The 25,696-nt window shown below is 52.5% G+C and carries 22 protein-coding genes; 9 read left to right on the top strand and 13 right to left on the bottom strand.

The annotated features are described in order from the left end of the window. The first annotated feature begins 119 nt into the window (after nucleotides 1-119). Together VFA09_04715 and VFA09_04720 are read left to right on the top strand one after the other, a co-directional pair. Nucleotides 120-1,511, top strand: a complete 1,392-nt coding sequence (locus tag VFA09_04715; protein ID HZU66561.1) for a helix-turn-helix domain-containing protein — start codon at nucleotides 120-122, stop codon at nucleotides 1,509-1,511. 175 nt (nucleotides 1,512-1,686) lie between these two features. Next, nucleotides 1,687-2,406 (top strand): zinc-ribbon domain-containing protein, encoded by a 720-nt coding sequence (locus VFA09_04720; protein ID HZU66562.1) that lies wholly within the window; start codon nucleotides 1,687-1,689, stop codon nucleotides 2,404-2,406. Here the strand turns inward: VFA09_04720 and VFA09_04725 are convergent. After that, nucleotides 2,403-2,717, bottom strand: a complete 315-nt coding sequence (locus VFA09_04725) for a J domain-containing protein (GenBank protein HZU66563.1) — start codon at nucleotides 2,715-2,717, stop codon at nucleotides 2,403-2,405. The two genes, VFA09_04720 and VFA09_04725, sit on opposite strands and share 4 nt — an antisense overlap. A gap of 168 nt (nucleotides 2,718-2,885) precedes the next feature. Between VFA09_04725 and VFA09_04730 the strand changes: the two genes are divergently transcribed. Continuing rightward, a complete protein-coding gene (locus VFA09_04730; GenBank protein HZU66564.1) occupies nucleotides 2,886-4,151 on the top strand; it encodes a YihY/virulence factor BrkB family protein in 1,266 nt (421 codons plus the stop codon). Here VFA09_04730 and VFA09_04735 read toward each other — a convergent pair. Then, nucleotides 4,114-5,094, bottom strand: a complete 981-nt coding sequence (locus tag VFA09_04735; protein ID HZU66565.1) for a DUF1464 family protein — start codon at nucleotides 5,092-5,094, stop codon at nucleotides 4,114-4,116. The two genes, VFA09_04730 and VFA09_04735, sit on opposite strands and share 38 nt — an antisense overlap. 342 nt (nucleotides 5,095-5,436) lie before the next feature. Between VFA09_04735 and VFA09_04740 the strand changes: the two genes are divergently transcribed. Together VFA09_04740 and VFA09_04745 are read left to right on the top strand one after the other, a co-directional pair. Further along, nucleotides 5,437-8,346 (top strand): ATP-binding protein, encoded by a 2,910-nt coding sequence (locus VFA09_04740; GenBank protein HZU66566.1) that lies wholly within the window; start codon nucleotides 5,437-5,439, stop codon nucleotides 8,344-8,346. A 90-nt stretch (nucleotides 8,347-8,436) separates the two neighbouring features. After that, entirely contained in the window at nucleotides 8,437-9,108 is a 672-nt protein-coding gene (locus tag VFA09_04745; GenBank protein ID HZU66567.1) for an HD domain-containing protein, read from the top strand. Nucleotides 9,109-9,164: 56 nt separating this feature from the next. Here the strand turns inward: VFA09_04745 and VFA09_04750 are convergent, their stop codons facing one another. Continuing rightward, the gene (locus tag VFA09_04750; GenBank protein HZU66568.1) at nucleotides 9,165-9,965 is read right to left on the bottom strand and encodes a hypothetical protein; all 801 of its coding nucleotides are present in this window, start codon (nucleotides 9,963-9,965) and stop codon (nucleotides 9,165-9,167) included. 370 nt (nucleotides 9,966-10,335) lie between these two features. Here VFA09_04750 and VFA09_04755 point away from each other — a divergent pair, with 370 nt between their 5' ends. Beyond that, entirely contained in the window at nucleotides 10,336-10,770 is a 435-nt protein-coding gene (locus tag VFA09_04755) for an SRPBCC domain-containing protein (protein HZU66569.1), read from the top strand. Nucleotides 10,771-11,031: 261 nt separating this feature from the next. Here VFA09_04755 and VFA09_04760 read toward each other — a convergent pair whose 3' ends face one another. From VFA09_04760 to VFA09_04790, 7 genes are all read right to left on the bottom strand, one after another. After that, complete coding sequence (locus VFA09_04760; protein ID HZU66570.1) at nucleotides 11,032-11,871, bottom strand: class I SAM-dependent methyltransferase; 840 nt, start codon at nucleotides 11,869-11,871, stop codon at nucleotides 11,032-11,034. A 5-nt stretch (nucleotides 11,872-11,876) separates the two neighbouring features. Further along, entirely contained in the window at nucleotides 11,877-12,341 is a 465-nt protein-coding gene (locus VFA09_04765) for a carbon monoxide dehydrogenase subunit G (GenBank protein HZU66571.1), read from the bottom strand. Between the two features lie 8 nt (nucleotides 12,342-12,349). Next, entirely contained in the window at nucleotides 12,350-13,393 is a 1,044-nt protein-coding gene (locus VFA09_04770) for an XdhC family protein (GenBank protein HZU66572.1), read from the bottom strand. Between the two features lie 221 nt (nucleotides 13,394-13,614). After that, complete coding sequence (locus tag VFA09_04775; GenBank protein HZU66573.1) at nucleotides 13,615-15,984, bottom strand: aerobic carbon-monoxide dehydrogenase large subunit; 2,370 nt, start codon at nucleotides 15,982-15,984, stop codon at nucleotides 13,615-13,617. Then, nucleotides 15,981-16,493, bottom strand: coding sequence for a (2Fe-2S)-binding protein (locus VFA09_04780; GenBank protein HZU66574.1), 513 nt, complete (start codon nucleotides 16,491-16,493; stop codon nucleotides 15,981-15,983). The genes VFA09_04775 and VFA09_04780 overlap by 4 nt, the downstream gene beginning before the upstream one ends. Next, nucleotides 16,494-17,393, bottom strand: a complete 900-nt coding sequence (locus tag VFA09_04785) for a xanthine dehydrogenase family protein subunit M (GenBank protein HZU66575.1) — start codon at nucleotides 17,391-17,393, stop codon at nucleotides 16,494-16,496. Nucleotides 17,394-17,629: 236 nt separating this feature from the next. After that, on the bottom strand, nucleotides 17,630-18,526 hold the full coding sequence (locus VFA09_04790; protein ID HZU66576.1) for a hypothetical protein: 897 nt from the start codon (nucleotides 18,524-18,526) through the stop codon (nucleotides 17,630-17,632). A 394-nt stretch (nucleotides 18,527-18,920) separates the two neighbouring features. Here VFA09_04790 and VFA09_04795 point away from each other — a divergent pair, with 394 nt between their 5' ends. Next, nucleotides 18,921-19,514, top strand: coding sequence for an RNA polymerase sigma factor (locus VFA09_04795; GenBank protein ID HZU66577.1), 594 nt, complete (start codon nucleotides 18,921-18,923; stop codon nucleotides 19,512-19,514). A 4-nt stretch (nucleotides 19,515-19,518) separates the two neighbouring features. Beyond that, nucleotides 19,519-21,705 (top strand): PQQ-binding-like beta-propeller repeat protein, encoded by a 2,187-nt coding sequence (locus tag VFA09_04800; protein HZU66578.1) that lies wholly within the window; start codon nucleotides 19,519-19,521, stop codon nucleotides 21,703-21,705. 44 nt (nucleotides 21,706-21,749) lie between these two features. On the opposite strand, the gene VFA09_04805 is transcribed toward VFA09_04800, so the two are convergent. Beyond that, nucleotides 21,750-22,388, bottom strand: a complete 639-nt coding sequence (locus VFA09_04805; protein HZU66579.1) for a response regulator transcription factor — start codon at nucleotides 22,386-22,388, stop codon at nucleotides 21,750-21,752. Continuing rightward, nucleotides 22,385-23,743, bottom strand: a complete 1,359-nt coding sequence (locus VFA09_04810) for a GAF domain-containing protein (GenBank protein HZU66580.1) — start codon at nucleotides 23,741-23,743, stop codon at nucleotides 22,385-22,387. Before VFA09_04810 ends, VFA09_04805 begins: the two co-directional genes overlap by 4 nt. Before the next feature lie 220 nt (nucleotides 23,744-23,963). On the opposite strand from VFA09_04810, the gene VFA09_04815 reads away from it, so the two are divergent. Further along, a complete protein-coding gene (locus tag VFA09_04815) occupies nucleotides 23,964-24,341 on the top strand; it encodes a response regulator (protein ID HZU66581.1) in 378 nt (125 codons plus the stop codon). Between the two features lies 1 nt (nucleotide 24,342). Here the strand turns inward: VFA09_04815 and VFA09_04820 are convergent, their stop codons facing one another. After that, nucleotides 24,343-25,551: a class I SAM-dependent rRNA methyltransferase gene (locus tag VFA09_04820; protein ID HZU66582.1), complete on the bottom strand. Its 1,209-nt coding sequence runs from the start codon at nucleotides 25,549-25,551 to the stop codon at nucleotides 24,343-24,345. Nucleotides 25,552-25,696 lie beyond the last annotated feature (145 nt).

Consider the following 25,696-nt stretch of genomic DNA (forward strand, 5'->3'; position numbering starts at 1 on the left):
TTTGAGATTTTTTAATCGATTACCTCGTTGTATTACTAAACCAACTTATGCGGCAAAATATAGTACTGGATTAGTCCATCGTGCTAATCCGGCGAAGAATAGATATCAAGGAAGGATGTATGCCACGTCCATCAAAACAGGTTCCCCCCAATACCTTAGGAGGACGAATTCGATCCGCGAGACAGAAACAGGGTCTCTCCCTGGCCGAGGTGGCGGGAGAAAAATATAGTACGAGCTTGATTTCGCAGATTGAGCGAAATCGTGTGGACCCCTCTCGGGATAGCCTGGAATATCTGGCCGACCGCCTGCGACTCCCGTTGGAAGAGCTCGTAGTCTTAGATCAACGACATCGTGTATCTGAATCCGAGTCGAATACATACAAATTTGTTGAAGATCAAAGGAGAGTTGCTACCCAGTTGCTCTCCGACAAATTACCACGGCATGCTCTGGATGAATTGAAACACGTCACTATTAGCCAGTTGCCGAACTCCCTACGCTGGAGGATTCTCGCGTTACGCGGAGAATGTCACTTCGCTCTGCGCAGGTTTGTGCCCGCTCAGCAGGATTTCCTTTCCGCGGTCGCCTTGCTTCCAGATGAGATACCGCCGGATCAAGCAATGGAAGTTTTAACACTGCGTCTTCACCTGGCAGCCGCGACCAGGGAACTCGCGCAACTGAAGGAAGCGTTGGATTTTTACCAACAAGCTCTGAACTTGATGAATGATTCTACCCCGCTCCGTTATATAGCTGAGGCGCATTGGGGCATGGCACTGGTGGTTTTTGAACAAACAGGGAAGGTGACGCCAGACAATGCTAACGCTGAATCAGCGTCATCAACCGATACCCAGTCACAAATGCAGATTGCGATGAGTCACGCGGAAAGCGCCTGTATTCTTTACAACTCCATCGGTGAAAAACTACGCGCAGCTTTACTCAATTGCCAGATTGCCCTCATCGAGCATTCAGAGGGCAAAACCGGGGCCGCCAGTAAACGGCTCAATGAGGTCCTGACCATCTGGAAACCGACACTTGAGGCAATGGAGCCAAATGGGCATACCAGCAACAATCATAATGGCAAAAACCGCTACTCGCTAAAAGAACGGGCCAATGTTGTCTCAGCCGCGGCCTGTTACCTGGCCGGAATTGAAAACGAAGCGGGTAACCGCGAGAAAGCGATGGAATATATTCAACTGGCTATCGATGCAGGCGGGCAGAGTTATACCCTGCGCCGGGCTGAAGCCTACATGATGAAAGGGCAAATCCTGGCAGCCAGCACACCTGATGATCCAGAGGTGGAGGAAGCATTCCGAAAGGCCATCGCGGAACTTGTGAAGACGGACCGGCTCGGAGCCAGGGCTCGCGTTCATATCCTGCTCGGAAACTACTTGATTAAGCAGGGCAGGGAGAAGGAAGGCAAAGCTGAACACGATATGGCCATACGCCTCTCCAACATTGGTTCAGGATTCACCGACTATTCCCCAGACATAAATGCCGGGGCTTCTATGGATTGAGCATTTTGTTGAATTATTATGTCAAAGTGCATCATTATGTCCTGGGGTGGGGTTGTTCTCTCAGTAGCATCTGTTGCCACATCATCCACAAGCACGCGAGCGCTCGCGTGCTTGTGGATGATATAATGACATCACTATCAGGAACAATAAACCTTTTGCAGAAGGACACTTTACGATGCAATCGATCACCGGACAATACGAGTGTTCCCACCGCTCTGGAATAGGGCTTGACTTCTTCACTTCGCGTTTAGACCGGCTTACATTGTTGGCAAACGGGCGTTTTACCATGATCGTGCAGGAACACAGCCGGCTTACTCATGCCGCCCAATCTGTAATAAGCGGACAACAAATCAGTACCCAGGTGCCGGAAACAAAACGCGAGGGAACCTATACATACCAGGGAAACAGTATTACGCTCAATTTCGATGATGGCACGCAAGAGCAGGGTCAACTTGTTGCCAACGGCATACAGCTTGGCCAGAATATGTTTGAGAAGATCTCAGACTCTACTTTGTTGCCGCCCACCAATCGTTTAAAGATGGATATGGAAGACATCGCTAAGGGGCTTAAAATCGCGAGCGCTATCGGTGGCGCCGCTATCAAGGCAGCGAAAACCATCCAGGACACCTTGCAGAGCAATCAGAGTCCTCCATCAACGTCATCCCCAGCAGCACAATCTCCCCAGCAGCAACCAGGTCAAAGGTATCAGGCTCCCGCTGCTTCGCCCCAGCCTGGGCCAGCACAGCCCGCCCGGTCAGCCCCCGCGTATTCACAACCACCTGTTCAAGGTACGATAGAGAACCAGGACGATGAGACACTTTTCTGCGACCAGTGCGGCGCGCCGGTTCGTCCCGGCAAGCGTTTCTGCAACCATTGCGGAGCGCGATTGCCTTAATCAGGCCGCTCCTGGCCTTTTTGTGACATATCCTTCATCAGGAATTCATAGGCAGCAATGATACGTTGCATCTGCTGCTGATCACCGCCCTTATCTGGATGATATTGTTTGGCCAGGGTGCGATAGCGACGTTTAATTTGCTGTCGAGTCGCATTGGCGGGAAGTCCCAGTATATTGAGCGCTTGCTGGCGTGCCAACATGCCACGAACGGGATTGCCGGGGTTCATCCAGAGCGCGCGCGCGCTTATACGGATCACATGCCATAAAAGAGAGGCAAAACTCTGTTGTCTCGGCGGGGGTTGCGAACTCATACCTATCTTTCAACCTGGCAACATAATTTCTTCATTGGGCTTAACGTATTGTACCTCCATATGATACTATCCGCAATGAAACGTCTGAGCACATCAAACCGTGCATACAATAGCAGAATGAGAACCTTTGATATCATTCACTGTTCAGGTAATTAGGGAGGTGAGATCATGGTAACACAGGCGAAGGAATCAAAACCAAAAGAGGAAATACAACGCATCACATCCTCGAAAGATGTTAAAAAGGTTGCGAAAGATGTCAAACCGATCCAGCAGTTCTTTTCAAAATTCAACAACGACTGGGTCATGAACTTTGCCTCAGGTCTGGCATTCAACGTCTTAACAGCTATCTTTCCCATCCTGATCGCGCTCATCGCCATTTTCGGCCTCATTGTCGGAAACCTGGCACCGGGTTCAGAAAAGCAGCTTATTGACGGCATCCAGAATGCCTTTCCCAAACAAATACAGGCCGGTAATCTACTGGTGCCTGTCTTTAATTCCCTGAATCGTAATGCCGGCCCTCTACTCATTATTGCTATCCTCACAGCCCTATTCGGCGGCTCGCGCCTTTTCGTGGCGTTAGAGGGATACTTTGATATCATTTTTCATACTCGTCCACGCAACGTCATCCGGCAAAACATCATGGCATTCGTGATGCTGCTGCTGTTTATCGTCCTGATACCTCTTATCATTTTTGGTAGCGCTTTACCGGCCCTTGTCGTCTCGCTTTTAAAAACAACCCCACTGAACAATGTTCCTGGCAGTGGGATTTTCTTTACGGCGATCGGTATTGTATTCGCCATACTTTTCGCGTGGATCCTCTTCGAGACCATCTACGTCGTCGTGCCCAATCAGAAAATCAGCTTCCGCAATAGCTGGTTAGGCGCGCTCGTAGCAGCGGTATTAGTAGAAATTTACCTCATCCTCTTTCCTTTCTATGTGACCCATTTCATGAACACCTACACAGGAACAGCAGGTTTCGCCGTCATTCTGCTATTCTTCCTCTACTACTTCTCGGTGATTTTGTTGCTGGGCGCTGAAGTGAACGCGTTCATCGCCGAGAAGGTACGCGCTACACCGGCTGATATTCCCACGATGATCCACGAGTTAACCAGCCACCTGCAAACAAACGAGCAGGCTATTCAGCAACAGGCAGCAGTCTCGCACAAAGATGAGCAGCCAAAAGCTATCCTTCCCAAAGGTGAAGCCAGTAAATTGAAACAGCAGGCTCAGAAGACTGGCTCTAATGGCAAGACGGCAGCGAGTTCTGACGGTCAGATGCAAACACCGTCAGAAACAGAGCATAAAGAGAATAATAAGAAGAAAGGGAAAGGTCGTACTCCGGGAGCCTCCAATAGATTTACCATCCTGGAGGTCGTGGCAGGGACTGCCCTGGCCTTTATGATTGAGCTTTTCCGCGAGCGCAAGGGGAAATAAAGGGATTGCTTTCCTGGCTTCTTCTCGATGCTGGCATACTAGCTAGATGCCTATCGAAGTTGAGAGCTGACCCGCGGTCTGTAAAAGACCGCGGGTCAGTTTCATCATCGAAACTACTGATCGCCCCGGAAATTTGTAACTGCCCTACTATTTCAGCGGCAATACCATGACCATAGAGGCCCTCCGCTACTGTCGCTGCCCCTAGAGCCGCTTCAAAGCCCTGAAATTCCGCCTGTGCATAAGGAAAGAGATAAACCTGGTAGGAGTCGGCGAAGCGCTCAATAAATGCATCTCTCAAACGGCCCATGACGACAATTTCGTCAAAATGATGGATTGCCATAAGACCGGCCAGTTCCTGATTCAAACCTTCCCAGTAGGCCCGTTTAGAGGCTTCTTCAAATTGTTTCCCTGTTTTCACCCCACTCGTCATCCCATTGACAACTCGTCCATCTTCGGCAATCAAGACACTCCAATCATCATTATCAACTTCCAGGAACATAAAGTTCATTTCCGGCCAGGTCGCCTCACTTGTCCTTAACTGCAACAAAAGCGCGGCAAAAGCACAGAGCTTATCCGAGGTTCCCAGGTCCTCGCGCATCAACTTCCTATGTAGCGGAACAGAAGAGAGAAATTTTACTGAGGGTGCCACATAACTCGCGACGTTACTATAACCGATGGCTATAAGAAAATCTTGAAGAGCATCATTTCCTGACACCACGCGTTCGAAGCATTCATGGGAAAGATCCACCAGGCGCGTAAATGGAGTGTTGATCGCCGCAGCCACGACAATATTTGGTTCTGGATAGAGTACACATGTATGTTCAAGGCACGTCCTCGCAGCGCCCGGATCGACAAACGAGTTGAGTTCCAGCACGTGCCCTTTTTCCATCAAACAGGTTTGCCAATGCTGTCTCCCGCAAGACACACCCAGAGATACGCTCATAACATTCCTTCCCGGTTTAGCTGCCTCAACCATGGTTTTCTCCTCGCCTGATTTTTGAATGGTGCTATTATAGCACATCTTCTTTAGTCGTATGGAACGGGCTATCCAGGTGTCTCATGATGCTTGACGCATTGTTACTCTTCTGTTACACTTCAGGATAAGTTGGGCAAGAGATTTTCCCATCGTCTGATTCTATCTTGTGAACTTTAGTAGCGCATAAGCAATGTTCATCCTCCTAACTGGAAATGGCGGGGGCTTGTACCATCCATTACCCGTAACAGGTTGACCATCTCTTTCAAGCTTCAGCGTAATGAATCGCATTCTCTTCCAGAGGTCTAAGGCATGTCAGATGAAACTCTCTCAAATTCTAACCAGCAGACACAGGAACACTTACGCGCGGCCCTGCGCGAGAGTGAAATTCTGCGGGAATTGGGGGAATTACTGGCATCATCTCTCGACCTCAATCACATCTTGCAAGTGCTTGTGAAGCGTAGTGCCGAGGTTTGCGAAGTTGAGCGCTGTACTGTATGGCTCTTAGAAGAGAAATCACATGTCCTTCGACCCGCTACCTATCATCTTTCCTCGCAGAACATCAGCAGTAACGCGATCCAGGCGGCAGATGCCATCTGGTATCGCAGTACTCTCTCGTTTCAAGACCCGGTCATCCAGCAGTTATTTAAAGAAAAAGGTATCTTATATATCGCCGATCTCCATACAATAGCAACACTGCGTCCGGTAGCAGAGACATTTCTGGTGCGTTCTGTACTGCTCATTGCCCTGGTGCGCCAGGGCCGCCCGCTTGGCATGTTAACACTGGATAACCCGGATAAAGCATCTACATTTTCTGCCCAACAGCAGCAACTGGCCCACGCGATTGGTCAACAGGCCGCCATCGCCATTGATAATGCGCGCCTGTACCAGCATGCCGAGGAAGAAAGACGGCGCACAGAGCATTTAATCGATCGCGCACGAGCAATTTCTCAGGTAGCTCTGACTGTGAACTCAGGAGAGGAGCTTTCTACTGCCCTTGAAGTCGCGACTCGTTACCTGGTAACCGGTTTGAACGCCGATGGAGGCGCCATTGTACTGCTGGATGAGAACCTGCAGTTGGCGAGTGAGGTCAATCTACAGCAACATGGCAAAAATACACCTGCTCCTATACTTGTTCACCTTCCACATTGCAGGCTCGTCGCCACAACAGGGGTACCGCTGCTCGTCAAAAAAGAACAGCTTGAGGGTGAGGAAGCAAGCTGGTTCGGGCAACTTTGTCTGGAAAACACGCTGATCGTACCTCTCATGGTAGGCACAAAGAGCAGGCAGGAAATGAACGCGCCTGAAGCATCAATCGCTGATGCACGCTGCGTTGGCCTGGCCTTTGTCACCTTCCATGACTGCAATACACATCCCTCGAGAGGACAACTGGCATTCGCCCAGGATATTGCCGCACAGTGCGCGCTGGCTATCGAGAAGGCCCGACTGCTGGCTAAGGCCCATCAAGCCGCGGAACTGGCCACCGAGCGCGCGAATACGCTAGACGCTGTATTTCAAGCCATGAACGAGGGTATCACCGTTATCGATCGTGAGGGGCTGGTGCTGGTAAGCAACAACGCCGCCTCTAAATTTCTGGGCGTCCCTTTGAACACGAAAGAACCCCTCACGACCTGGCTGCGCCGTTTCCCCGTCTATACCTTACATGGACAACCGGTCAGTGAGGAAGATTTTCCTGTGTCTCGCGCCTTGCGCGGCGAGCGCATCCGTGGCGAGCGCTTCGTGACCACGCGCAGTGACGGTGCTGAACGCGTCGTAGAGGTCAATATCACTCCCCTGCTCGATAGCTCAAAGCAGCAGACCGCACTTGTCTGCGCTTTTCGTGATGTCACCCAGCAAATGCGCATTGAGCGGCGCATCCGGCACGCTCTTGAAACCATGTTGCATGTAGCGGAAGCAGTTTCAGGCATTACTGACATCAAAGAAATTCTCAACAGCGTTCTTTCGATGACGATGAAGGTTCTTAATTGTGACCGCGGGATGATTCAACTCTACGATCACGAGAAGCACGCATTCACTCCATTGCTGTCGATTGGCTTTACGAAAGCGGCCGAGAAGCAGTGGCTCATTGATCAAAACGCCTGGCTTAACCCTGCTCCTGACGATTATCATGGCTTTCAAACACAGTTGATGGAGGGGCACGCGACCCTTGTGAGCGCTGACCAGTTCGAGATGCATTCAGACCAGCGGGATCACCTCAGTAACGTCATGATTCTCGCGGCCCCCATCATTCATAGCAATCGGCTGCATGGGCTCATCTTGCTGGATCGCTCGCAGTCTCTCGCGAACGATGTGGCACAAGCGGAATCCAGGCAGCCCGATACGCGTCATCAGGAATTCAGTGTCTGGGATATGGCAATACTTGAGGGAATCGTGCAACTGGCAGGATTAGCTGTCGAGCAGGCTCGCTGGCAGCAGGAAGCACAAAATGCTCAAACCCGTGAGGCAGCGATGCGCGAAGCTAATATGCTCAAGGATGAATTTCTGGCCATTACCGCGCATGAATTTCGCACCCCACTTACCGTCATACTTGCCCATTCCCAGATGGCTCTACGGACTTTACGCAAGGCCGCCAGCCAGGAACAAATCAGTGACGACCTATCTTCTTACTTCAACGAAAATCTCGCGACCATCGAGGAACAGACGCACCAGTTGACCAACATTGTCAATACTTTCCTGGAAGTGACCCAGATCAATCGCGGACAGCTCGCGCTGAAACTGGAAGAGGTCGACGTAGCGGCCCTGGCCCAACAGGTCGTGAATGACCACAGCGCGACTTCAAGCAACCATACTCTCACCTGTACCGTTGAAGAGGCCGAGCATCCCTACATAGTGCAGGGCGATAGCGCGCGCCTGCAACAAATTCTTGCCAATCTGGTACAGAATGCGATAAAATACAGCCCACTCGGAGGGCCGATTACAGTCTCGCTGCGCCAGATTACCAGTAGCCAGGGCAAACCGTTTATCGAAGTCTGCGTCGAAGATAAGGGTATCGGTATTCCCAAAGAGGCGCAGGCACGCCTCTTTGAGCGCTTCTACCGCGCGCCGAATATTCAAGGCAGCAAGACCAGGGGCATCGGGCTTGGCCTTTATATCGTGGCTCAATTATTGCGCTTGCACGGAGGCACGATCAGGGTAGAGAGCAGCGGCAACTTTGGTGAGGGCAGTCGCTTCATTTTCACATTACCATTGCAGATTCTGTAGGGATAGTGCCTTGTGCCTATCCATCCCTTGCGCCTGCCCGTCCTCAAGCTTGCGAGGTCAAGCGTAAATACAATAGAGGGATAGGTGCGAATGAAAAACCTTCAGAACTGGCTTCTTGAACTGGCCAGAGAAACCATGGCTCGCGAGGGCAGCGAAGACGCCGCGCATGATTTTGATCACCTGGAGCGTGTGATGGCCATCGCGAATACAATTGCGGCACGCGAAGGCGGCGATCTTCCAACCATCTGGGCAGCGGTAGCTTTTCATGATATTGGGCAGGAACGCGAACGTCGGCATGGCGGCGATCATGCGCTTATCGGAGCCGAAATGGCGGCCGAACTGCTTACAAATACAATGTTTCCACAGCAGGCCATTCCTGGAACACAACAGGCCATCCGTGAACATCGTATGACGGGCGGCATAGCTCCACAAACTTTAGAAGGGCGCATTCTCTACGATGCGGATAAATTAGACGGTCTTGGAGCGATTGGCATCGGGCGGCTCTACATGATTACCGGTAGGCGCAACCAGAAAGTGTATTCGCCGCTGCCGGCAGGAATTGTCGAGCCTGTCGATCCGCTGCTGGTAAGACAATTAAGGCACAGGCCCGATTACTCTCCCAGTATCGAATTTCAGTTGCTCTTCGGTAACTTGCCTGAGCGCATGATGACTACTACAGGAAGAGAATTAGCTCATGAACGCTTCGGCTTCATGCAAGAGTTCTTTACCCGCCTGCGAAAAGAGGCCGGAGGAGAACTCTAAAACCTCCTGGATAGGGACAGGGACCAGATTTATCGCGTCCGGGTAAGGCTTCTGCTCTAAAACAGTTCTGTCAGCAAAATCACATAATTAAATGCGGCCTGCTTCATGGCGGGAGCGCTCAAATGAACGGTGAATCCGGTCTGGGGCTGCAAAGAGACATACTGAACGACCACCGGACCGGGATCTTCGATAAGCGTCACTATCACCACACTGGACGAGGAAATATGTGGATTAGTTACAGACGCCACTTCCTGCCCTCGCTCGAACAGGCCGGAACCGGATAACTTTCCCCGCCTCGTAGTGCTCGATTCAAGCTGCTTCTCAGCTATTGCTTTGCCGTCGCCTTCGGGCTTATGCAACTCGTCACTAACTGCCAACGTTTGCTTGCCGGCCACAGTTTCTCGTTCATGATCGGGATCAACCCTCTCAGTTTTACCCTTTTTACCTGATTTTTGTTCAGTCTTAGCAATGGCCTGCAGCCGTACTTTGGTCGTTCGCCCACCCAGCCGCTGCTTCTTCTGGCTTCGTCCTGGCGTCTCCGTAGGCGGTATGGTGGGAGCCGGTGCCGTCTCAATCTTCGCATCCAGCGTCGTTCCTGGCGGCTGGGGACGGACCGCCGGCATCGTTTTTGATTGCAGGCTTAACTTAGGAGGAATGATGGGCACGCTGTGTGATTCAGAAACCGGCTCATCAGTTTTATCAGGTACACAATCCTCCTCATCTGCCAGGATGTCTTCATCAATCGCAGGTTCAGCAAGCGCCTCTTCCACGGAGGCGGATAGATTCAACCTTTCTTTCGCAAAACGTGCATGCCATTGTTGATTCGCCAACTCATCGGTTTCCTGGGGAGATGCCATTGTGTACCTCCTTTGAAATACTCATTCCTTCAATCGAATTTACGATATACGATGAAGCACGTAGAGGCAGTATAGCATACCATGTTGTCAGGATAGTATAAATTAGCACATTTGGGTCGGATAGATTACTTATTTTCTCTACCGGTTAAGATACACGTTGCCGAATAAAAAGAATGAGAGCTAAACTGGCCCCGGATCGAGCGAAACAAAGCAATAGGAATAATTGGTAGTAAGTCATCCTTTTCTTGAAAGTCTGGAGCTTAACCGGTACAATGATGTTCTGTCAGAGGTTGCATATCACTGGCATCTTAGTTCTGCCTATGCATAATGTTGCCAGTTATATTTATTTTCTACATTTAGGAAGGGTTCTATGAAGCTTAACGGTTCGCACAAATTTAAAGCCAACAGCAGGCAAGTTTTTAATGCCATTCTCAATCCACAGGTTTTGCAAATGTGCATTCCTGGTTGCCAATCTGTCGAGTACCTCGATGCCAATCGCTTGAAGGCTAGCATCACAACGCCTTTACCAGGTTTAAAAGGCCCCTACGGAGCGGTTATTCAAATTGCCCAGCGTCAAGACCCCAATGTGCTTGTGCTGCAAGTTCAGCGTAAAGGTACAGGCGGCTCCATTAATGCTACCAGTCAGATTCGAATTGCCGACGAGCCAGATGGTGCGGTGCTGACGTATGATGCCGTGGCCGACCTCGAAGGCCCCATTGCTATCGCGAACAATCCCCTGGGTCAGGGTATTACGAAGAATTCCCTCAAAACTTTCTTTGATAAGCTAGATAAGACCATCGCCTGATCTATAGGGACAGGTCTTGTACCTGTCCTTCTTGGGGCACGAAGAGGACAGGTCTTGTACCTGTCCCTACTGGATGGGGCAATCCGTTCGTGTCATGCTGAGTGAAGCGAAGAATCGCAGTGCGATGAGGCGCAGATTCTTCGCGGAGGTTTCCCTTCGAGCGAAGCGAAAGGCTCAGCATGACACGAACGGCGTCCTTACCGCCCTTGATTGGTAAACTTCATCAGAATGGCGATTACAGAATAAGCACAAGACCTGTCCCTACCGGCCTTTCCTGAAGCCCCAGGAGATAATAGCGCACACCATGGACTGAACCGGCGGCACCAGCATACCGTTATCCTCAACCAGCCAGTTTCCGAGTAGAGTACGTAATTCATCGCGCGTCTTTTCATCATCTGGCAGAATAAGCTGCTCCAGCAGTTCTTCTACAGCCACATCGAGCGAGGGAAAGCGCAGGCTGGATGGGATTTTGACGACCTCAACGTTCGCATAGATGCCCATTTCGTACAGAACATCCAGCGCTTCGATATAGCCAGGAGGAAGGCAGCGCTCCTCACCATGAAAATGTTTCCAGATTGGAGCCGTCAAAGCATCAATATGGGTGGCGCGCATGTAAATGTAGCAGGTATCGCGCGCTGCATAGTTTAGCTTTTGGAGGAAAGGCACGATATCGAGAATAGGATAGAGAACATGGCTGCAAATCACGATATCGGCCTGAAGATAGCCGGGAGTATCTTGCCACTTTGTTTGCACAAACGAGATATTAGCTAACCTTCGCTCAGTGGCATCCTTGCGCAAGTAATCCAACATGGCAGCGTTGGGTTCGACGGCAGTAATATGCTTCACATGTGGTGCGAGGGCTAGCGTGAAACGACCGGTACCGGCCCCTACATCCAACAGTGTGGTCTTCGGAGTTATCACCTCACGCAGACGCAGATAAAAAGGATCGTGGGCAACCGTGTCCTTTGTCGAACGATGATAACCACGTGCCCGGCGATCCCAAAAATCGGCGCTGGTGCGGCCTAAACGCGCATAGGCCGCATCCATTTGTTGCGCACGTGTAGTAAGTATAGCTTTCCAGCGTTCAACCGCGGTTTCCATAGGCGCTAACTACCTGTATTGGCCGTATCCGGCGTTTGTAGCCTGGTCTTGAGGCAATCGAAAAACTGACTGGTCAGACGCTGGGCAGTACCTTGCAGCAGGCGCGCGCCAACGCTTGCGATAGTCCCACTCACGATTACATCGGCTTTCCAGTCCATGCGCGTCTCACCGTTGTCAAGCGAGGTGAGTTGCATATTACCGGACATATCGACCGCGCTCCCAGGGGCCTTACCTCGTGCTTTTACAACCATCTTCGTAGGCTCTTCCTTCTCAGGGCGTGTAACATCTAAGGTGAATCTGGCTTTTACTGCGCCGATGCCGACCGCAACGACAGCCTTCCATTGTTCGTCCCCTGTTACGTCCAGGCTTTGAAAACCGGGCGCGCAGGAGGCAACCTTGTTTACATCCATAAGAAAGGCCCAGACCTTCTCAATAGGAGCTGCAATAGTTTGTGTTCCAGAAAATTCCATACGTTCGCTTACCTTTCGTTCTGCACGAGATACTCTTGTGGATTGCGTTCAAACAACCGTTTGCAGGCCGGGCAACAGAAATAGTATTCTCTACCCTCATAGGTGCTGTGATGCCGGGAACCTGCTATTTCTACTATCATACCACAGACCGGGTCAATAGCCGTCTCAGCAGTTTTCGCCATTTTAGCATCCTTGCTCTTAGATTGTTCTTCAATGGAGGGAATAGCCTCACCTCTGGGCGCCATGAATCTAGCCCCTACATCCCCCTGGGGCCGATCAATCGGCGCTGGGCGCGATGAATCGGCCCCTACATCCCCTTGCAAGCCACGACGGCGTACCTGCACCAGCTCGGCAAGAATGCTGGCCGCGATCTCTTCCGGCGTAATCGCTCCCACATCCAGCCCTGCCGGGGCCTTGAGGCGCGCTACCTGCTGCTCGGTTAACCCTGATGTACGTAAATAATCGCGGCAGGCGTCAGCGCGTTTACGACTGCCAACCATGCCGATATAAGCCGCCGGGCTGCGTAATGCCTGCTCCAGCGCATCTTCATCGTATTGCCCATGCGTGGCAACCAGGACGCATGTTCGCTCGTCGATACGGACCTGGCTCAAATCGGCGGCATCCAGTTGAGTAACTACGTAATCCAAAACGGGTGCAAGCTGGCTCAAAGCGACGATTACAGGCGAATCGCCTATCAATACCAGGCGCTGCCGCGGAAGATGTGGTTCCATATAAATATCCAGCACTCCTCCACTGGTACAACTCATCGGGAACATACGAATATTATCGCGCACCACGCCAACTCCCGGGTCTCCCAGGCGCAAGAGATAAGGATCATCCCCTTCGCGCATGGCACGCAAAGCCTCGCGCACTACAACCGGCTGCGCGCAGTTACCGCCGATCCAGCCCGTCATCTGTCCATTGGCCTGAATAATGGCCTGGGCCCCCGGTTTAGCGGAGGTAGGTCGCTCGCACCAGATAACGGTGGCGAGCACGTATGGCTCTCCGGCCTGCTCCAACCGGTATGCAAGTTCAAGCAGAGATTTTGACATGCTATTCTGTCCCATGAAAGTGAGGGTAGGATTACAAGGACAACACCCAAAACATGCGAGGACATGAGCCATCCCGAATGTTGAGGAACGGGCACGTGGAGGGCGACCACAAGGGTCCCAACCGTCCCCGCCCTTACAATGACTCCGCACCCATACGAAGCGACCTCATTGTCGTAGCCTGCGCCCCCCCCACATTTAGAATGATTCATGTCCCAGAGACGTTAATCCGTCGCCAAACCCTTTTCCTTCAGGATACTCCAGACCTTCCAGGGGGTGATCGGAATATCGATATGCCGCACCCCTACATGAGCCAGCGCGTCGACCACCGCGTTGGCGATGGCCTGCGGAGCGCCGACGGTGGGCGATTCACCGACGCCCTTGGCGCCGATGGGATGATGTGGCGAGGGAGTATAGGTCTTATCGGTCTCCCAACGCGGCGTCTCCATAGAGGTCGGTATCAGGTAGTCCTGGAAATTGCTGCCCAGGACGTTGCCATTCTCATCGTAAGAGATCTCCTCGTACATTGCCGGAGCAAGACCCTGCGTCAGGCCACCATGAATCTGCCCCTCGACGACCATTGGATTGATGATCGTGCCGCAGTCGTCCACAGCCATGAAGCGGCGGATATGCACCTGCCCCGTTCCACGGTCGATATCGACGACGCAGATGTAGCTGCCGAATGGATACGTCAGGTTGGGCGGGTCGTAATAATTCACGGCCTCCAATCCCGGCTCAAGATAGGGCGGACAATTGGTGTAGGCAGCAAACGCGAGTTCCTGAATCGTCTTGCCCTTGTCGGGCGATCCCTTGACGAAGAAACGCCCCGGCTCCCACTCGAGGTCATCTTCGCTGACCTCCAGCAGGTAGGCGGCAATCTTCTTCGCCTTTTCGCGCACTTTACGAGCCGCCAGGGCAGTCGCGGCACCGGCGACGGGCGTGCTGCGGCTGGCATAGGTACCAAGTCCATACGGAGCTGTATCCGTGTCGCCATGCTCGACATCGATATCGTCCGGCGACATACCAAGTTCGGCGGCGATGATCTGCGCGAAGGTCGTTTCGTGCCCCTGGCCCTGCGTCTGCACGCCGATGCGGGCCAGCGCTTTGCCGGTAGGATGCACGCGAATCTCGCAGCTATCGAACATCTGAATGCCCGCGATATCAAAATGCTTGCCAGGGCCGGCCCCAACGATTTCGGTGAAACTGGAGATGCCGATGCCCATCAGCTCACCACGGGCGCGCTTCTCCGCCTGTTCGCGGCGCAGTCCCTCGTAATCTACATTCTTCATCGCCAGATGTAAGGCCGCCTCGTAGTTACCGCTATCGTATGTCCAGTTCAGGGCCGAACGATAAGGGAAAGCTTCGGGCCTGATGAAGTTCTGCATGCGGATTTGCGCCGGGTCCTTGCCAACCTCACGTGCCAGTGTATCCATGGCACGCTCGATCAGATACGACGCCTCGGTCACGCGGAACGAACAGCGATACGCGATACCGCCAGGAGCCTTATTGGTGTGCGCGGCATCCACTTCCACAAAAGCATTCTTGAAGTCATACGAGCCGGTGCAGATATGGAAAAGGCCGGCAGGAAACTTGGTCGGCTGCGCTGCCGCGTCGAATGCGCCATGGTCGGCCAGCGTGTAGACCTTCAGCGCCTTCACCGTGCCATCTTTGTCGGCGGCAATCTCCGCCTTGATATGATAGTCGCGCCCAAACCCCGTGCTGCTCAGATTTTCGGTGCGATCCTCGATCCACTTGACAGGCTTGCCGGTGACAATCGAGGCAACTACCGCGCAGACGTAGCCGGGATAGATCGGCACTTTGTTGCCAAAGCCGCCACCGATATCAGGTGAGATGATGCGGATACGATGTTCTGGCAGCTTCGAGACAATCGCGAAGAGCGTGCGATGGGCGTGCGGAGCCTGTGAGGTCATCCAGACGGTCAATTTGCCGGTCGCCTTGTTGAAGTCGGCAACGCAGCCGCAAGTCTCAATGGGTGCAGGATGAATACGCGGGATATACATCTCCTGGCGCACCACGACACCATTTTGCTCAGCTTCGGCAAATGCCGCGGCGGTTGCCTCACGGTCTCCCGTCTCCCAGTGATAGATATGATTGGTTGGTTGCCTATCCTTCTTGTCAGGGCGCAGCAATGGCGCATCAGGCTCAAGGGCCTTCTTAGGATCGACGACCACCGGCAGCGGTTCGTAATCTACCTCGACAGCAGCCACGCCGTCCGCGGCAGCATAACGGCTGGTCGCAACAACGAAAGCGACCTCCTGCATCTGATAATGCACGCGATCCAGCGCCAGCACTGCTTCTGTATCGGCTGAGAGCGTGGGCATCCAGGCAAGACCGGAAGCATCCAGGTCCTTGCCGGTAATGACTGCCACAACTCCTGGAACCTTCAGCGCCTCGCTGATATCGATATTCTTAATGAGCGCGTGGGCATATGGGCTGCGGACGATATCCCCGTAAAGCATGCCGGGGAGCTGGACATCATCGACATAGTGTCCCTGCCCACGAATGAAACGCGCGTCCTCTTTGCGTTTGTAGGATTCGCCCAGGCCATGGGCATGTACTTCGGTCGCCATCATTCGCCTCCTTCACCGGCGCTTACCGGAACCTGCTCAGATGCCTGCATCTTCCTGGCAGCATATTGTATGGCTTTGACGATATTGACATAGCCGGTGCAGCGGCACAGGTTACCGGAAATGCCGACGCGAATTTCCTCTTCAGTTGGATTGGGATTGCGCTGCAATAAGGCCAGACCGGACATCATCATACCCGGTGTGCAATAACCGCACTGCAAGGCATGCTCCTCGTGGAAACCTTCCTGCAGCGGATGTAACTGGCCGTTTTGCTCCAATCCCTCGACGGTCATAATCTCGCGCCCATCGGCCTGCACCGCGAACATGGTACAGGATTTGGTCGCCTTGCCATCGACAAGAATCGTGCAGGCGCCGCAAGAGGTAGTATCGCAGCCGATGTGCGTCCCGGTCAGGCGCAGCACATCACGAATCCAGTGGACGAGTAGCAGGCGAGCTTCGACATCGCCTTCATAAGGCGTTCCATTGATTGTGACACGTATATGATGAGTACTCATCTATTCACCTCCTGTAGCGCGGGCGAGCGCTTTGCGTAACGCGCGAACTGTCAACGTGCGCACCATATCGCGCTTATACTCGGCGGGGCCGCGTGTGTCGCTGACAGGCTGGGAAGCAGCGGCGGCAAGATCGGCCGCCTGGTGGATACTCGCATCGTCCAGGGGCTTGCCCAGCAGGGACTGTTCGGCATCGCGCGCCTTGATCGGTGCCGGACCTACATTAGTCAGGCCAATGCCAGCATACGTGACATTTCCATTAGCGTCCAGCGTGATATATGCCGCCACGCCTGCGATGGCATAGTCGCCTACTTTGCGTTCCAGCTTGAAATACGCACCGCCGCTGCGGTCTGTGGGGGCCGGAATGCGAATCTCGGTGAGTACCTCATTAGGCTTGAGCGTGGTTTCGAAGGTCATGTCGGTAAAGAACTCGTCGATTGGGATGACCCGCTCTCCGGCAGGTCCCCTGGCGACAACGCGCGCTCCTAAAGCGAGCATCGTAGCGGGATGATCGTTGGCGGGATCAGCGTGGGCAAGATTGCCGCCAACAGTGGCCCAGTTTCGTACCACCGGATCGGCTACCCCGGAGGAGGTATCCAATAGAATGGGGTAGCGGCTGCGAATGAGATCGGAGCTATCCAGTTCCGCCTCGCGCGTCATGGCACCAATGTGCAGGATGCCATCCGTTTCCTGAATGTACTCCAGACCATCGATACGGTTGATATCAATCAGAATCGACGGGCGAGCAAGACGGAAACGCAAGAGGGGAATGAGGCTCTGGCCACCGGCGAGAATTTTGGCTTCATCGCCATGCTGGTCCAGGAGGGCCACAGCTTCGTCGACGCTGTGTGCCACCATATAATCGAAGGAACCAGGTATCAAAGTGTCACCTCCAATAGTCATACATGCGCAACTTCCGGCGCTTCAAAGGAAAAAATACGCCGACCAAACGGGAGGCAGTCTACCGCTCAGGATGTGCAGAATCCTGACTGTAATCAAGTGTAGCATGCCGGCAAGATAGTTGTTACCTACGAAAGGAGGTAATCAGAAGCATACGAATGGAGGGAACTTATGCAGGGCAGATGAAAAAGGCCTCCTGGTAGCCAGGAAGCCTTCGATGAACAGCGAATCAATGAACTCTACGGCCCGGAAAGAACACAACCGCCGCGATGGTTGTCCCATTCTTTCTGCACAATGTAGGTATGGCCATTCCAGGTCACATCACCGCCATACTGGTTGATGGAACCAAAAATCCAGGCGCACTTGTCGCCTATTTCGTTGCCGGAGTAATCGTACCAGGCATTCAGCAAGGGATCGGTGGCCGCCTCCATTTGTTCGTGTGAGGTAACATTAATCGTTTGATCGGCATCATTATTATTCGGGCTGTAACCCGTATAGCAGGAGAAGCTGGCGGCATAGGGCATGGCCGCGTAAATGGTGTTCGAGCCGAAGTAGCTGTGATAGGCACAGAAGTAGTTGGAGGCACACTCTGAATAGGAATTGTCGAAGCACAAATCCTCGTTGGCTTCCAGGAAGACAAAGAAGATGTTATGCGTACTAGAAGACCATCCATTTACTGCCTGCGCATAGCTCACTTCATTCTGGATATCGCTATCCAGCAATGGGCTTTCTGGGTAGGCGCTCGTATCAACCCAGGACGTGACCAGGTGTTCGGCTGAAGGATAGCGACCGGACGAGTCATGGTACTGGGTATTGTTCTTATAAAGGCCTGTTCCATTGACATCGTTGAAGTACCGCTGGATGAGGGAATTATAACCAGCCTGGACATTGCCGGTTGGCTCCCAGAAAATGGCGTAGACATTCGCGGTACCATACATTACAGGCCCACCCCAATACACGAGATTGTTGGCATCGGGCTTGATTTGACCCGGCTTGCGAAAGAAATGCGGAATGTGATGGCGTGAAGCCGTCGTCGTAGAGGCTGCTGATGCAGCAAAGACACTTGAGGGGGACATCGCTACAATTGACAGTAACAGCATCGGTACCATGAACATTGGAACGATGAGTTTCCGCATGCAAGTCTCTCCTTTAGAAGACACTGAAAAACACTTCTACGTCACAGTTGAGTGCTTTGCGATCGGTATAACTGCACCCTGCGGTCAGAAACTTTATCCCTCCTTTCATACTGACTGTATGCAGTTAATAACCTCTGCTGCTGCTAAAACTCGCTTAAGACGCAGTTGTACCCCTTTACAGCAGCGTCTCGCTAAGCTCTTCTACAAGCGCCATACCGGACCCCCCTGTATAACGCCTGGTTGTATTAAATTGTAGCAGAAAAATTCATTTTGTGCCAGATTGCTCGATCACTCGTAAAACTTCTAATTACTTTAAAGCCTCGAAGTAAGATATACCTTTGCAACACCTTGAGCATTGTCTGTGTTTAAGTAAGTAGAAGTGGAGAAAAGGAGGGTGCAGCAGGGCACTATGGATCACCAGGATAGGGATTTGCAACTATTGCTGGCAGCCGACCTGGATGCTTATTTCGAGCAGTTCATGCTCGTTTATCAGCATCGACTGTATGCCTTTGCCTTGCGCCAGGTAGGAAATCCGCAGGATGCCGAAGATATCGTCCAGGAAGCCTTTTTACGCGCGCATCATGCTCTTAAGAACTACCCATCCTCGCGTATTCAGGGCTTGCAGTTGCGGCAGTGGCTTTTCAAAATCACGTTGAATGTTTTCCGTAACCGTATTCGCCACCTGGAGCCTCCATCGGTTCCAATAGACACATCAGAGGACAATCCAATACTTGAGATAGAGGATCAGGATGAAGAACCACTTAGCAAAATATACTGGCGTGAGTGGCGGAACGAGCTAGAGGCAAGGATAGCTGAGCTTCCTGAGCAGTACCGCACGGCGGTTAATCTCCACTATTTTGAAGATCTCAGCTATCGTGAGATAGCAGAACTACTGAATCAACCGGTAGGAACAGTCAAAGCTACTATCCATCGCGGCATACGGTTGCTGCGTAAAGCGTTGGAAATACAAGTCAACGAAATGAGATGAGCCGATGGAAAACAACAACGAAAACAATCCAATAATCGATGCCGGCCCATTTAGCAGGCAACAACATAGCCTGGCAGAGATTCAAGCCCCAGATTCCCTGATTCCATCAGTGCTGAGCCGCATCAGACAGGCAAGTGTAACAATCCAACCTACAAATTCGCCAGAGATAGATCGCCTGCTGGCAGCTATAAAAGATACCGACTGGCATGTACGAGCAACCGCCGTAAGAAGTTTCGGAGAATTGGGTGAGCATACTCCTGTTGAGCCGCTTATAACAGCACTGAATGACGAAGATACAACTGTAAGAGCGGCAGCAGTACGGATACTGAGATATCTGCCTGAACAAGCCAGAATGAACCATTTGCTAGAAGCCCTTCATGATTCTGAATGGATCGTGCGTGAGGCTGCTGCGTTGACATTAGGAGAGTTGGCCGACCACGGGGCTTATGAGACTCTACAAATGCTTGCGAATGCCGAACGTGAGGATACACAGGTGCGTGAAGCCGCAAAACTGGCGATGAAGCAGGCCCACATAGATACCTTACGCCTTTCGACAAGTGCCTCGACTAAAACACCGATGCTTCAGGCAAGCACCGATCTTCAAAAGCGAACCAATTCCTCTCGTGTCAAGCTTATTGAACTTGTCAGGAGATTGCCTGCCTGGAAGATAGACAATAAAGACTGGCAAGAGGAGGATGATACTATGCCATTAACCGATTCGGATGAGATCATAAATTCAACCCATCTATCGCGGCAGGATGCAATCAGGCCCAAAACCCATGCTGTAGTGCGTGTAGGAGAAGCAGTGTTGGCAGCTCTACTCATCGCAGGTCTCATCATCACCTGGCTAGCGTTCGCGCGTCTGCCACATCCATCTTCTTCGGTCTTGTCCTCTCATTCCCGGTCAACACCCACGCCTACAGCTGATATTTCATCGCCTCTCATAGGCCATGACGTAAGGTTGACCATTAATAATGGAGTAGTATATGCGGGCACGATGAATAATGACATCTATGCCTTGCGCGCGGGCAACGGTAAATTGCTGTGGCGTTACCACACGCAGGGATCAATCAGCGAGGCACCACTCGTTGTAAATGGGATCGTCTATGTCAGCGCAAACACAGTAGTGGGACCTGGGGAGGAATACACAGGAATAGCCTATGCCTTACGTGCCAGTGATGGAGCCGTGCTCTGGAGGTTCGCCCGCAATGGTTACACATACACGCCGGTGGTAGTTGATGGAGTAGTCTATATAGGCGCGTGGGATAATACAGTAACTGCCCTGCGCGCCAACGACGGCACGCCAATCTGGCATTTTACTACCCACGGTCCTGTTTTTGACGATCTTAGCGTAGTGAATGGGGTAGTCTACGCCAGCAGTTACATAGAGCAAGGCCCTGGCACGGTCTACGCCTTAAAGGCAAGCGATGGCACCCTTCTCTGGCGCTTCACTACCCAGGGCGGCGTCTCCCAGGCAACAGTAGCCAATGGGGCGGTTTACGTGGAGTCAGCGCAGGGCCTGACGGTCCTGCGTATCAGCAATGGAACTCCTATCTGGCACTTTGCCCTCGGAAGCACCGGTTTCTCAACGCCGATCGTACTCAACGGAATAATCTATACCATGGCGCTCAAAGTTTCGCTGGCTGAAACTTCTTCAAGCGGAGGCGGCTCTATGGCCAGAACCATTTCCAGCGAGCAGATTACCCCTTTCACATCGATCGCACCATTCAAATCTGGGGTCTCGTCCGTCTACGCACTGAGAGCCAGCGATGGCACACCTCTGTGGCACTACACATTGAATAACGGAAAGAATAGCTGGGGAACATTGCTTTCGATAGCCAATGGAGTAATCTATGCGGGTGCAAGTGTCGATAGCGGGAAAAACTCCATCTATGCGTTGCGGGCTAGCAATGGCAGCCTGATCTGGCAGCAAACTTCTGACGACGCTCCTGATAGCGGAGTGGTCGCTAACGGAATACTGTATATCGGCTCAAATAGCAGCGCTGTCTTTGCGCTACGAGCAGATAATGGTAGTCTGCTCTGGAGTTACACCAGAATTGGCCAGGTTTTCGATACGCCTGTTCTCTCGGGCAACTACCTCTATGTTAGCGCACTCAACGGTATTGTTTATGTCTTGCAGACGAGGGATGGTTCATTACAGTGGTATTATCAAACAGACGTCAATGGATGAGAAAAGTCTGAGTGCTCGCACCGCGGCAGGTGGGATAGCTTGCCTTATAGCCATCCCTGCTTTACGGCCACCATCACCGCCTCGGTTCGATTCTTGACACCAAGGCGGTGCAAGATCTCCTGCACATAACCCTTAACGGTATTCTCACTCAAATACAGTTGTGTGGCGATCTCGCGACTGGAAAGTCCCTGGGCAACGAGACGCAGGATCACCAACTGCTGCGAGCTGAGTAGCTCAGGAGAGGGTTCAGATTTCACCGGGGGTGTGCGGCGAAGCTGGGCCAGGACTGCCACAGCCGCTTTGGGATCAATCGCCGCCTCGCCGCGTGCCACAGCGCGAATCGAACGTTTCAAGTCAAAGCGCTCGATATCTTTGACGATGAAACCACGCGCGCCCGCCTGGATACATTCTGCCACCAGTTTCTCATCGGTAAACGTCGTCAGGATAATTACCGCGGACTGTGGATAACGTTCTGAAACAATGCGGCAGACTTCGATACCGCTTCTATCCGGCAACCGGATATCCAGCAGGATCACATCGGGGCTAAGGCGTTCGACCAGCTCAACTCCCTGCTCTGCGCTGGCAGCATCGCCAACAATCTCAAAATCCGGCTCTGATGTGAGGATAGCTTTCAGCCCCTCGCGCACCATTTCATGATCGTCGATGATCAACAGGCGGATCATAGCGGAACCACCGCCTTTACAATCAGGCCGCCCTCTTCGCCATTCGCCAGCAAAAACTGGCCGCCCAGTTCCTCAATGCGATGGCGCATACCCTTCAGACCCAGATGCATCGTATTGCTCTGATACGTCTGAAAGAGCTGGGAAGAAAGGCCGGTACCGTTATCCTGTACGACAAGCATCGCCTGCTCAGGAGTCACCTGCACCGTCACGATCACAGTTGTCGCCTGCGAGTGGCGGCGCACGTTCAAGAGAGCCTCCTGCGCCACAGTAAGCAGTGTTTGCTCGATATGAGACGGTAAAGGACTGGCCCACTCGGCAACAACAAGATCGGCCTCGATGGAGGAGGATTCGCGTAAATTTTGAATTAAGGTATAAAGCATACCGACCAGGCCACCCTCCTGCACCTCCGTTGACGATAGGGCAAAGATCGCATCTCGTACCTGCGCTGTACCCAACGAGGCTAATTGCTTGATCGCTCCAAGCTGGCGAACCAGTATCGAATTGGAGGGTACATGCTCTAAAACCCAGTCGGCTTTCAGGCCAATCGTAAATAATGTCTGTTGCACGCGATCATGCAATTCCTGCGCGATACGGCTGCGTTCATCGGCAAGCATCTGGCGCTTCTGCACCTCGGTCAGTTCATGATGCAGTGTCTGCAGATCGGTGGCAAATTTACTCAGTTCCTGGTTGCGACGTTCCAGTTCGGCTGTGCGCTCATGAACTTCGCGCTCCAGCATAGCAGCGTGCTCTTCCATAGCCCGCCGCTCGCGCGCTATCAGCCGCGCATTGTGAATAGCAACGGTTGCCTGCGCGCTCAAGGCTTCAATCAATTCGACATGCCGCGAACTGAACCGGGATGGTCGAGTATCGCCGATCAGAAACGCTCCTAAAATTGTCCCTTCGCGTGTGCGCATCTGCACGCCAAGGAAACTGCGCACAGGAATATGCCCGCGAGGAACACCTACATAGCGTGGGTCATCATGCACATCATCGACGACAATCGATTCACCCTCCCAGAAAACCGGCTCTAAGACACCAAGGCCTTCCACCGGACCCAGGCGTCGGAAGTGCTTCTCAATGCTTTCCGTCGCACCGGAGATAGCCGCCATATTAAAGGTGACCTGGTTGGCAGATAACTTTCCATGGTCATTCGCAATCTCCGGGATCAGGAAGAACGCGGCATATTGAGCAGCAGTCACTTTGCGGGCAGCATCAGTAATCATTTGCAGCAAGCGCTGCAAGTCAAATTCTGAGGTGAGCGCAATCGCGATACGGTGTACCTGTGCCAGTTCTTCGGCGCGCTCTTGCAAGTCCGCAATCAGTTGTGTACGGCTCTCATCGATAGTTTGCGACATAGAAAACCTGCCTCTTGAATGAGCATACAAGAACGATGAAATCAGTATAACATATTCATAAGAACAACCGATATTTCTATGTATGATCTAAGTTTAATTAATTGGCGTATTACTATTTGGCAGGTTGAGTCCTTTTCTTACCTGGAAATTGGTCCAGTCCCTGAATTCCGGTAACGTTTAGGAATGATCCGCTTCGTCTCTCGGGAGAGGGAAAAAATGCATGAAGATTGCAGTTCTCGAGGACAACCCCGACATTCTTGAGTACATGAAGACCGCTTTAGAGATGGCCGGACATCAAGTAGACACCTTTATCGACGGTTATCTATTCTTACAAAGCCTACTCACCGGTACAGCTATCCGCACTCCCCTCCCTTACGACCTCGTCACTATCGACTTACTTCTTCCAGGTACCATTTCAGGACTTGAGGCAATCAAGCGCATCCGGCAAGATATTCCCGCGCATCAACTACCCATCATCGTGATTACAGGGGTAGGAGTCAAGGGAATGCAAGAACTGCAATCTCTCTTTCCCACCATTCCAGTACTGCATAAACCCTTTCGTTTGCAAGCGCTGCTCCAGTTAATTGATTCTTTCTAGGCTACCCTACCCGGCAAAATACAGCCTTTAAATACGAAGTTTCGGGCATTGCCAGGTGAATGGGATGATCAACGCCATGGGTATAGGTTTCCAGCAATTGCACCGGACGTTGCAGGCGCTGTGCGGCCTGCGAAAGCGCACCCAGCAGGTCATCCATTCCTACGAAGCCCGAACAGGAACAGGTCAACAGAATACCATCGTGCCGCAAGACCTGCATGCCCAGGGTATTCAGGCGACGATATGCCTTCAAGGCCTGCGCTCGGGCGTCCCGGGTTTTAGCGAAGGCAGGTGGATCGAGTACCACCACATCAAACAATTCCCCGTCCTTGTGCGCCTGCTCCAGGTAATCAAAAACATCGGCTATAAGAAATAGATGTGCGTTTGGCTCGATGCCGTTGAGGATGAATTGCTCGCGCGCCGCTTCAATCGCCGGGGCCGAGATGTCCACGCTGGTAACACGGGCTTTGCTATTGCTAAGAGCAGCATAAACGGAGAAACCGCCCGTATAGCTGAAACAGTTCAATATGCGATCAGCGCGAGCCGCGTATTTGCGCAAGGCTTCGCGTTTATCACGTTGATCGAGAAAAAAGCCTGTCTTCTGCCCCTCCCACGGGTCCACCAGGAACAATACGCCATTTTCGCGCACAGCTACCTGCGTGGGTACGCCACCGTAGACAACACGTGGCTCCTCTACTTCCAGCCCCTCGCGCCGGCGAGATTGACTATCATTGCGCATCAGGATTCCACGCGTTCGTACCTCTTCCAGCAGCGCATCGATAACCAGCGGACGCAATCGCTCCATACCCAGCGTATGAATCTGGACGACCAGCACCTCGGCAAAGCGGTCAACGATCAATCCCGGTAAACCGTCTCCTTCGGCGTTTACCAACCGGTAGGCATTGGTTTTATCGGGATCAAATACCTTCCTCAATGCTGCCGCGCTGCGAATGCGCCTGCGCATAAATTCATCATCGATAGCCTGCTCGATGTCGCGTGTGAGTATGCGTATGGCAATATCCGTGTTGGGGTTATAGTAGCCACGGGCCACGAAATCTCCCGTGGCCGATTTGACATCAACCAATCCACCAGGCTCGATCCAATGAGGCGGCTGCTGCAATGCGCCGGAGAAGATCCAGAGGTGCCCATTGAGCAGGCTCTCCTCGCGGCGTGGTTTCAGGCTGGCGGTGGGATAGTGTACAGGTGATGACACAATGCACTCTTTCTTCTTGCGATCTGTTTTCTCGTATTATCTCATATGAGGGAAGAAAGAGATACGTTCTTTCAATGAAAAATCGGGCGCCCTATCCGGCGAGGCAGGGCGCCCGTTGGGGCAGTGTGAAAGGACAAGGCGCTGT

This window comes from Ktedonobacteraceae bacterium (assembly GCA_035653615.1).
Classification (GTDB): domain Bacteria; phylum Chloroflexota; class Ktedonobacteria; order Ktedonobacterales; family Ktedonobacteraceae; genus DASRBN01.

Bases quoted from the DNA above. Each gene is read 5' to 3' on its own strand.
- VFA09_04715 (HZU66561.1), top strand. From the start codon at position 120: ATGCCACGTCCATCAAAACAGGTTCCCCCCAATACCTTAGGAGGACGA.
- VFA09_04720 (HZU66562.1), top strand. From the start codon at position 1,687: ATGCAATCGATCACCGGACAATACGAGTGTTCCCACCGCTCTGGAATA.
- VFA09_04725 (HZU66563.1), bottom strand. From the start codon at position 2,717: ATGAGTTCGCAACCCCCGCCGAGACAACAGAGTTTTGCCTCTCTTTTA.
- VFA09_04730 (HZU66564.1), top strand. From the start codon at position 2,886: ATGGTAACACAGGCGAAGGAATCAAAACCAAAAGAGGAAATACAACGC.
- VFA09_04735 (HZU66565.1), bottom strand. From the start codon at position 5,094: ATGAGCGTATCTCTGGGTGTGTCTTGCGGGAGACAGCATTGGCAAACC.
- VFA09_04740 (HZU66566.1), top strand. From the start codon at position 5,437: ATGTCAGATGAAACTCTCTCAAATTCTAACCAGCAGACACAGGAACAC.
- VFA09_04745 (HZU66567.1), top strand. From the start codon at position 8,437: ATGAAAAACCTTCAGAACTGGCTTCTTGAACTGGCCAGAGAAACCATG.
- VFA09_04750 (HZU66568.1), bottom strand. From the start codon at position 9,965: ATGGCATCTCCCCAGGAAACCGATGAGTTGGCGAATCAACAATGGCAT.
- VFA09_04755 (HZU66569.1), top strand. From the start codon at position 10,336: ATGAAGCTTAACGGTTCGCACAAATTTAAAGCCAACAGCAGGCAAGTT.
- VFA09_04760 (HZU66570.1), bottom strand. From the start codon at position 11,871: ATGGAAACCGCGGTTGAACGCTGGAAAGCTATACTTACTACACGTGCG.
- VFA09_04765 (HZU66571.1), bottom strand. From the start codon at position 12,341: ATGGAATTTTCTGGAACACAAACTATTGCAGCTCCTATTGAGAAGGTC.
- VFA09_04770 (HZU66572.1), bottom strand. From the start codon at position 13,393: ATGTCAAAATCTCTGCTTGAACTTGCATACCGGTTGGAGCAGGCCGGA.
- VFA09_04775 (HZU66573.1), bottom strand. From the start codon at position 15,984: ATGATGGCGACCGAAGTACATGCCCATGGCCTGGGCGAATCCTACAAA.
- VFA09_04780 (HZU66574.1), bottom strand. From the start codon at position 16,493: ATGAGTACTCATCATATACGTGTCACAATCAATGGAACGCCTTATGAA.
- VFA09_04785 (HZU66575.1), bottom strand. From the start codon at position 17,393: ATGACTATTGGAGGTGACACTTTGATACCTGGTTCCTTCGATTATATG.
- VFA09_04790 (HZU66576.1), bottom strand. From the start codon at position 18,526: ATGCGGAAACTCATCGTTCCAATGTTCATGGTACCGATGCTGTTACTG.
- VFA09_04800 (HZU66578.1), top strand. From the start codon at position 19,519: ATGGAAAACAACAACGAAAACAATCCAATAATCGATGCCGGCCCATTT.
- VFA09_04805 (HZU66579.1), bottom strand. From the start codon at position 22,388: ATGATCCGCCTGTTGATCATCGACGATCATGAAATGGTGCGCGAGGGG.
- VFA09_04810 (HZU66580.1), bottom strand. From the start codon at position 23,743: ATGTCGCAAACTATCGATGAGAGCCGTACACAACTGATTGCGGACTTG.
- VFA09_04815 (HZU66581.1), top strand. From the start codon at position 23,964: ATGAAGATTGCAGTTCTCGAGGACAACCCCGACATTCTTGAGTACATG.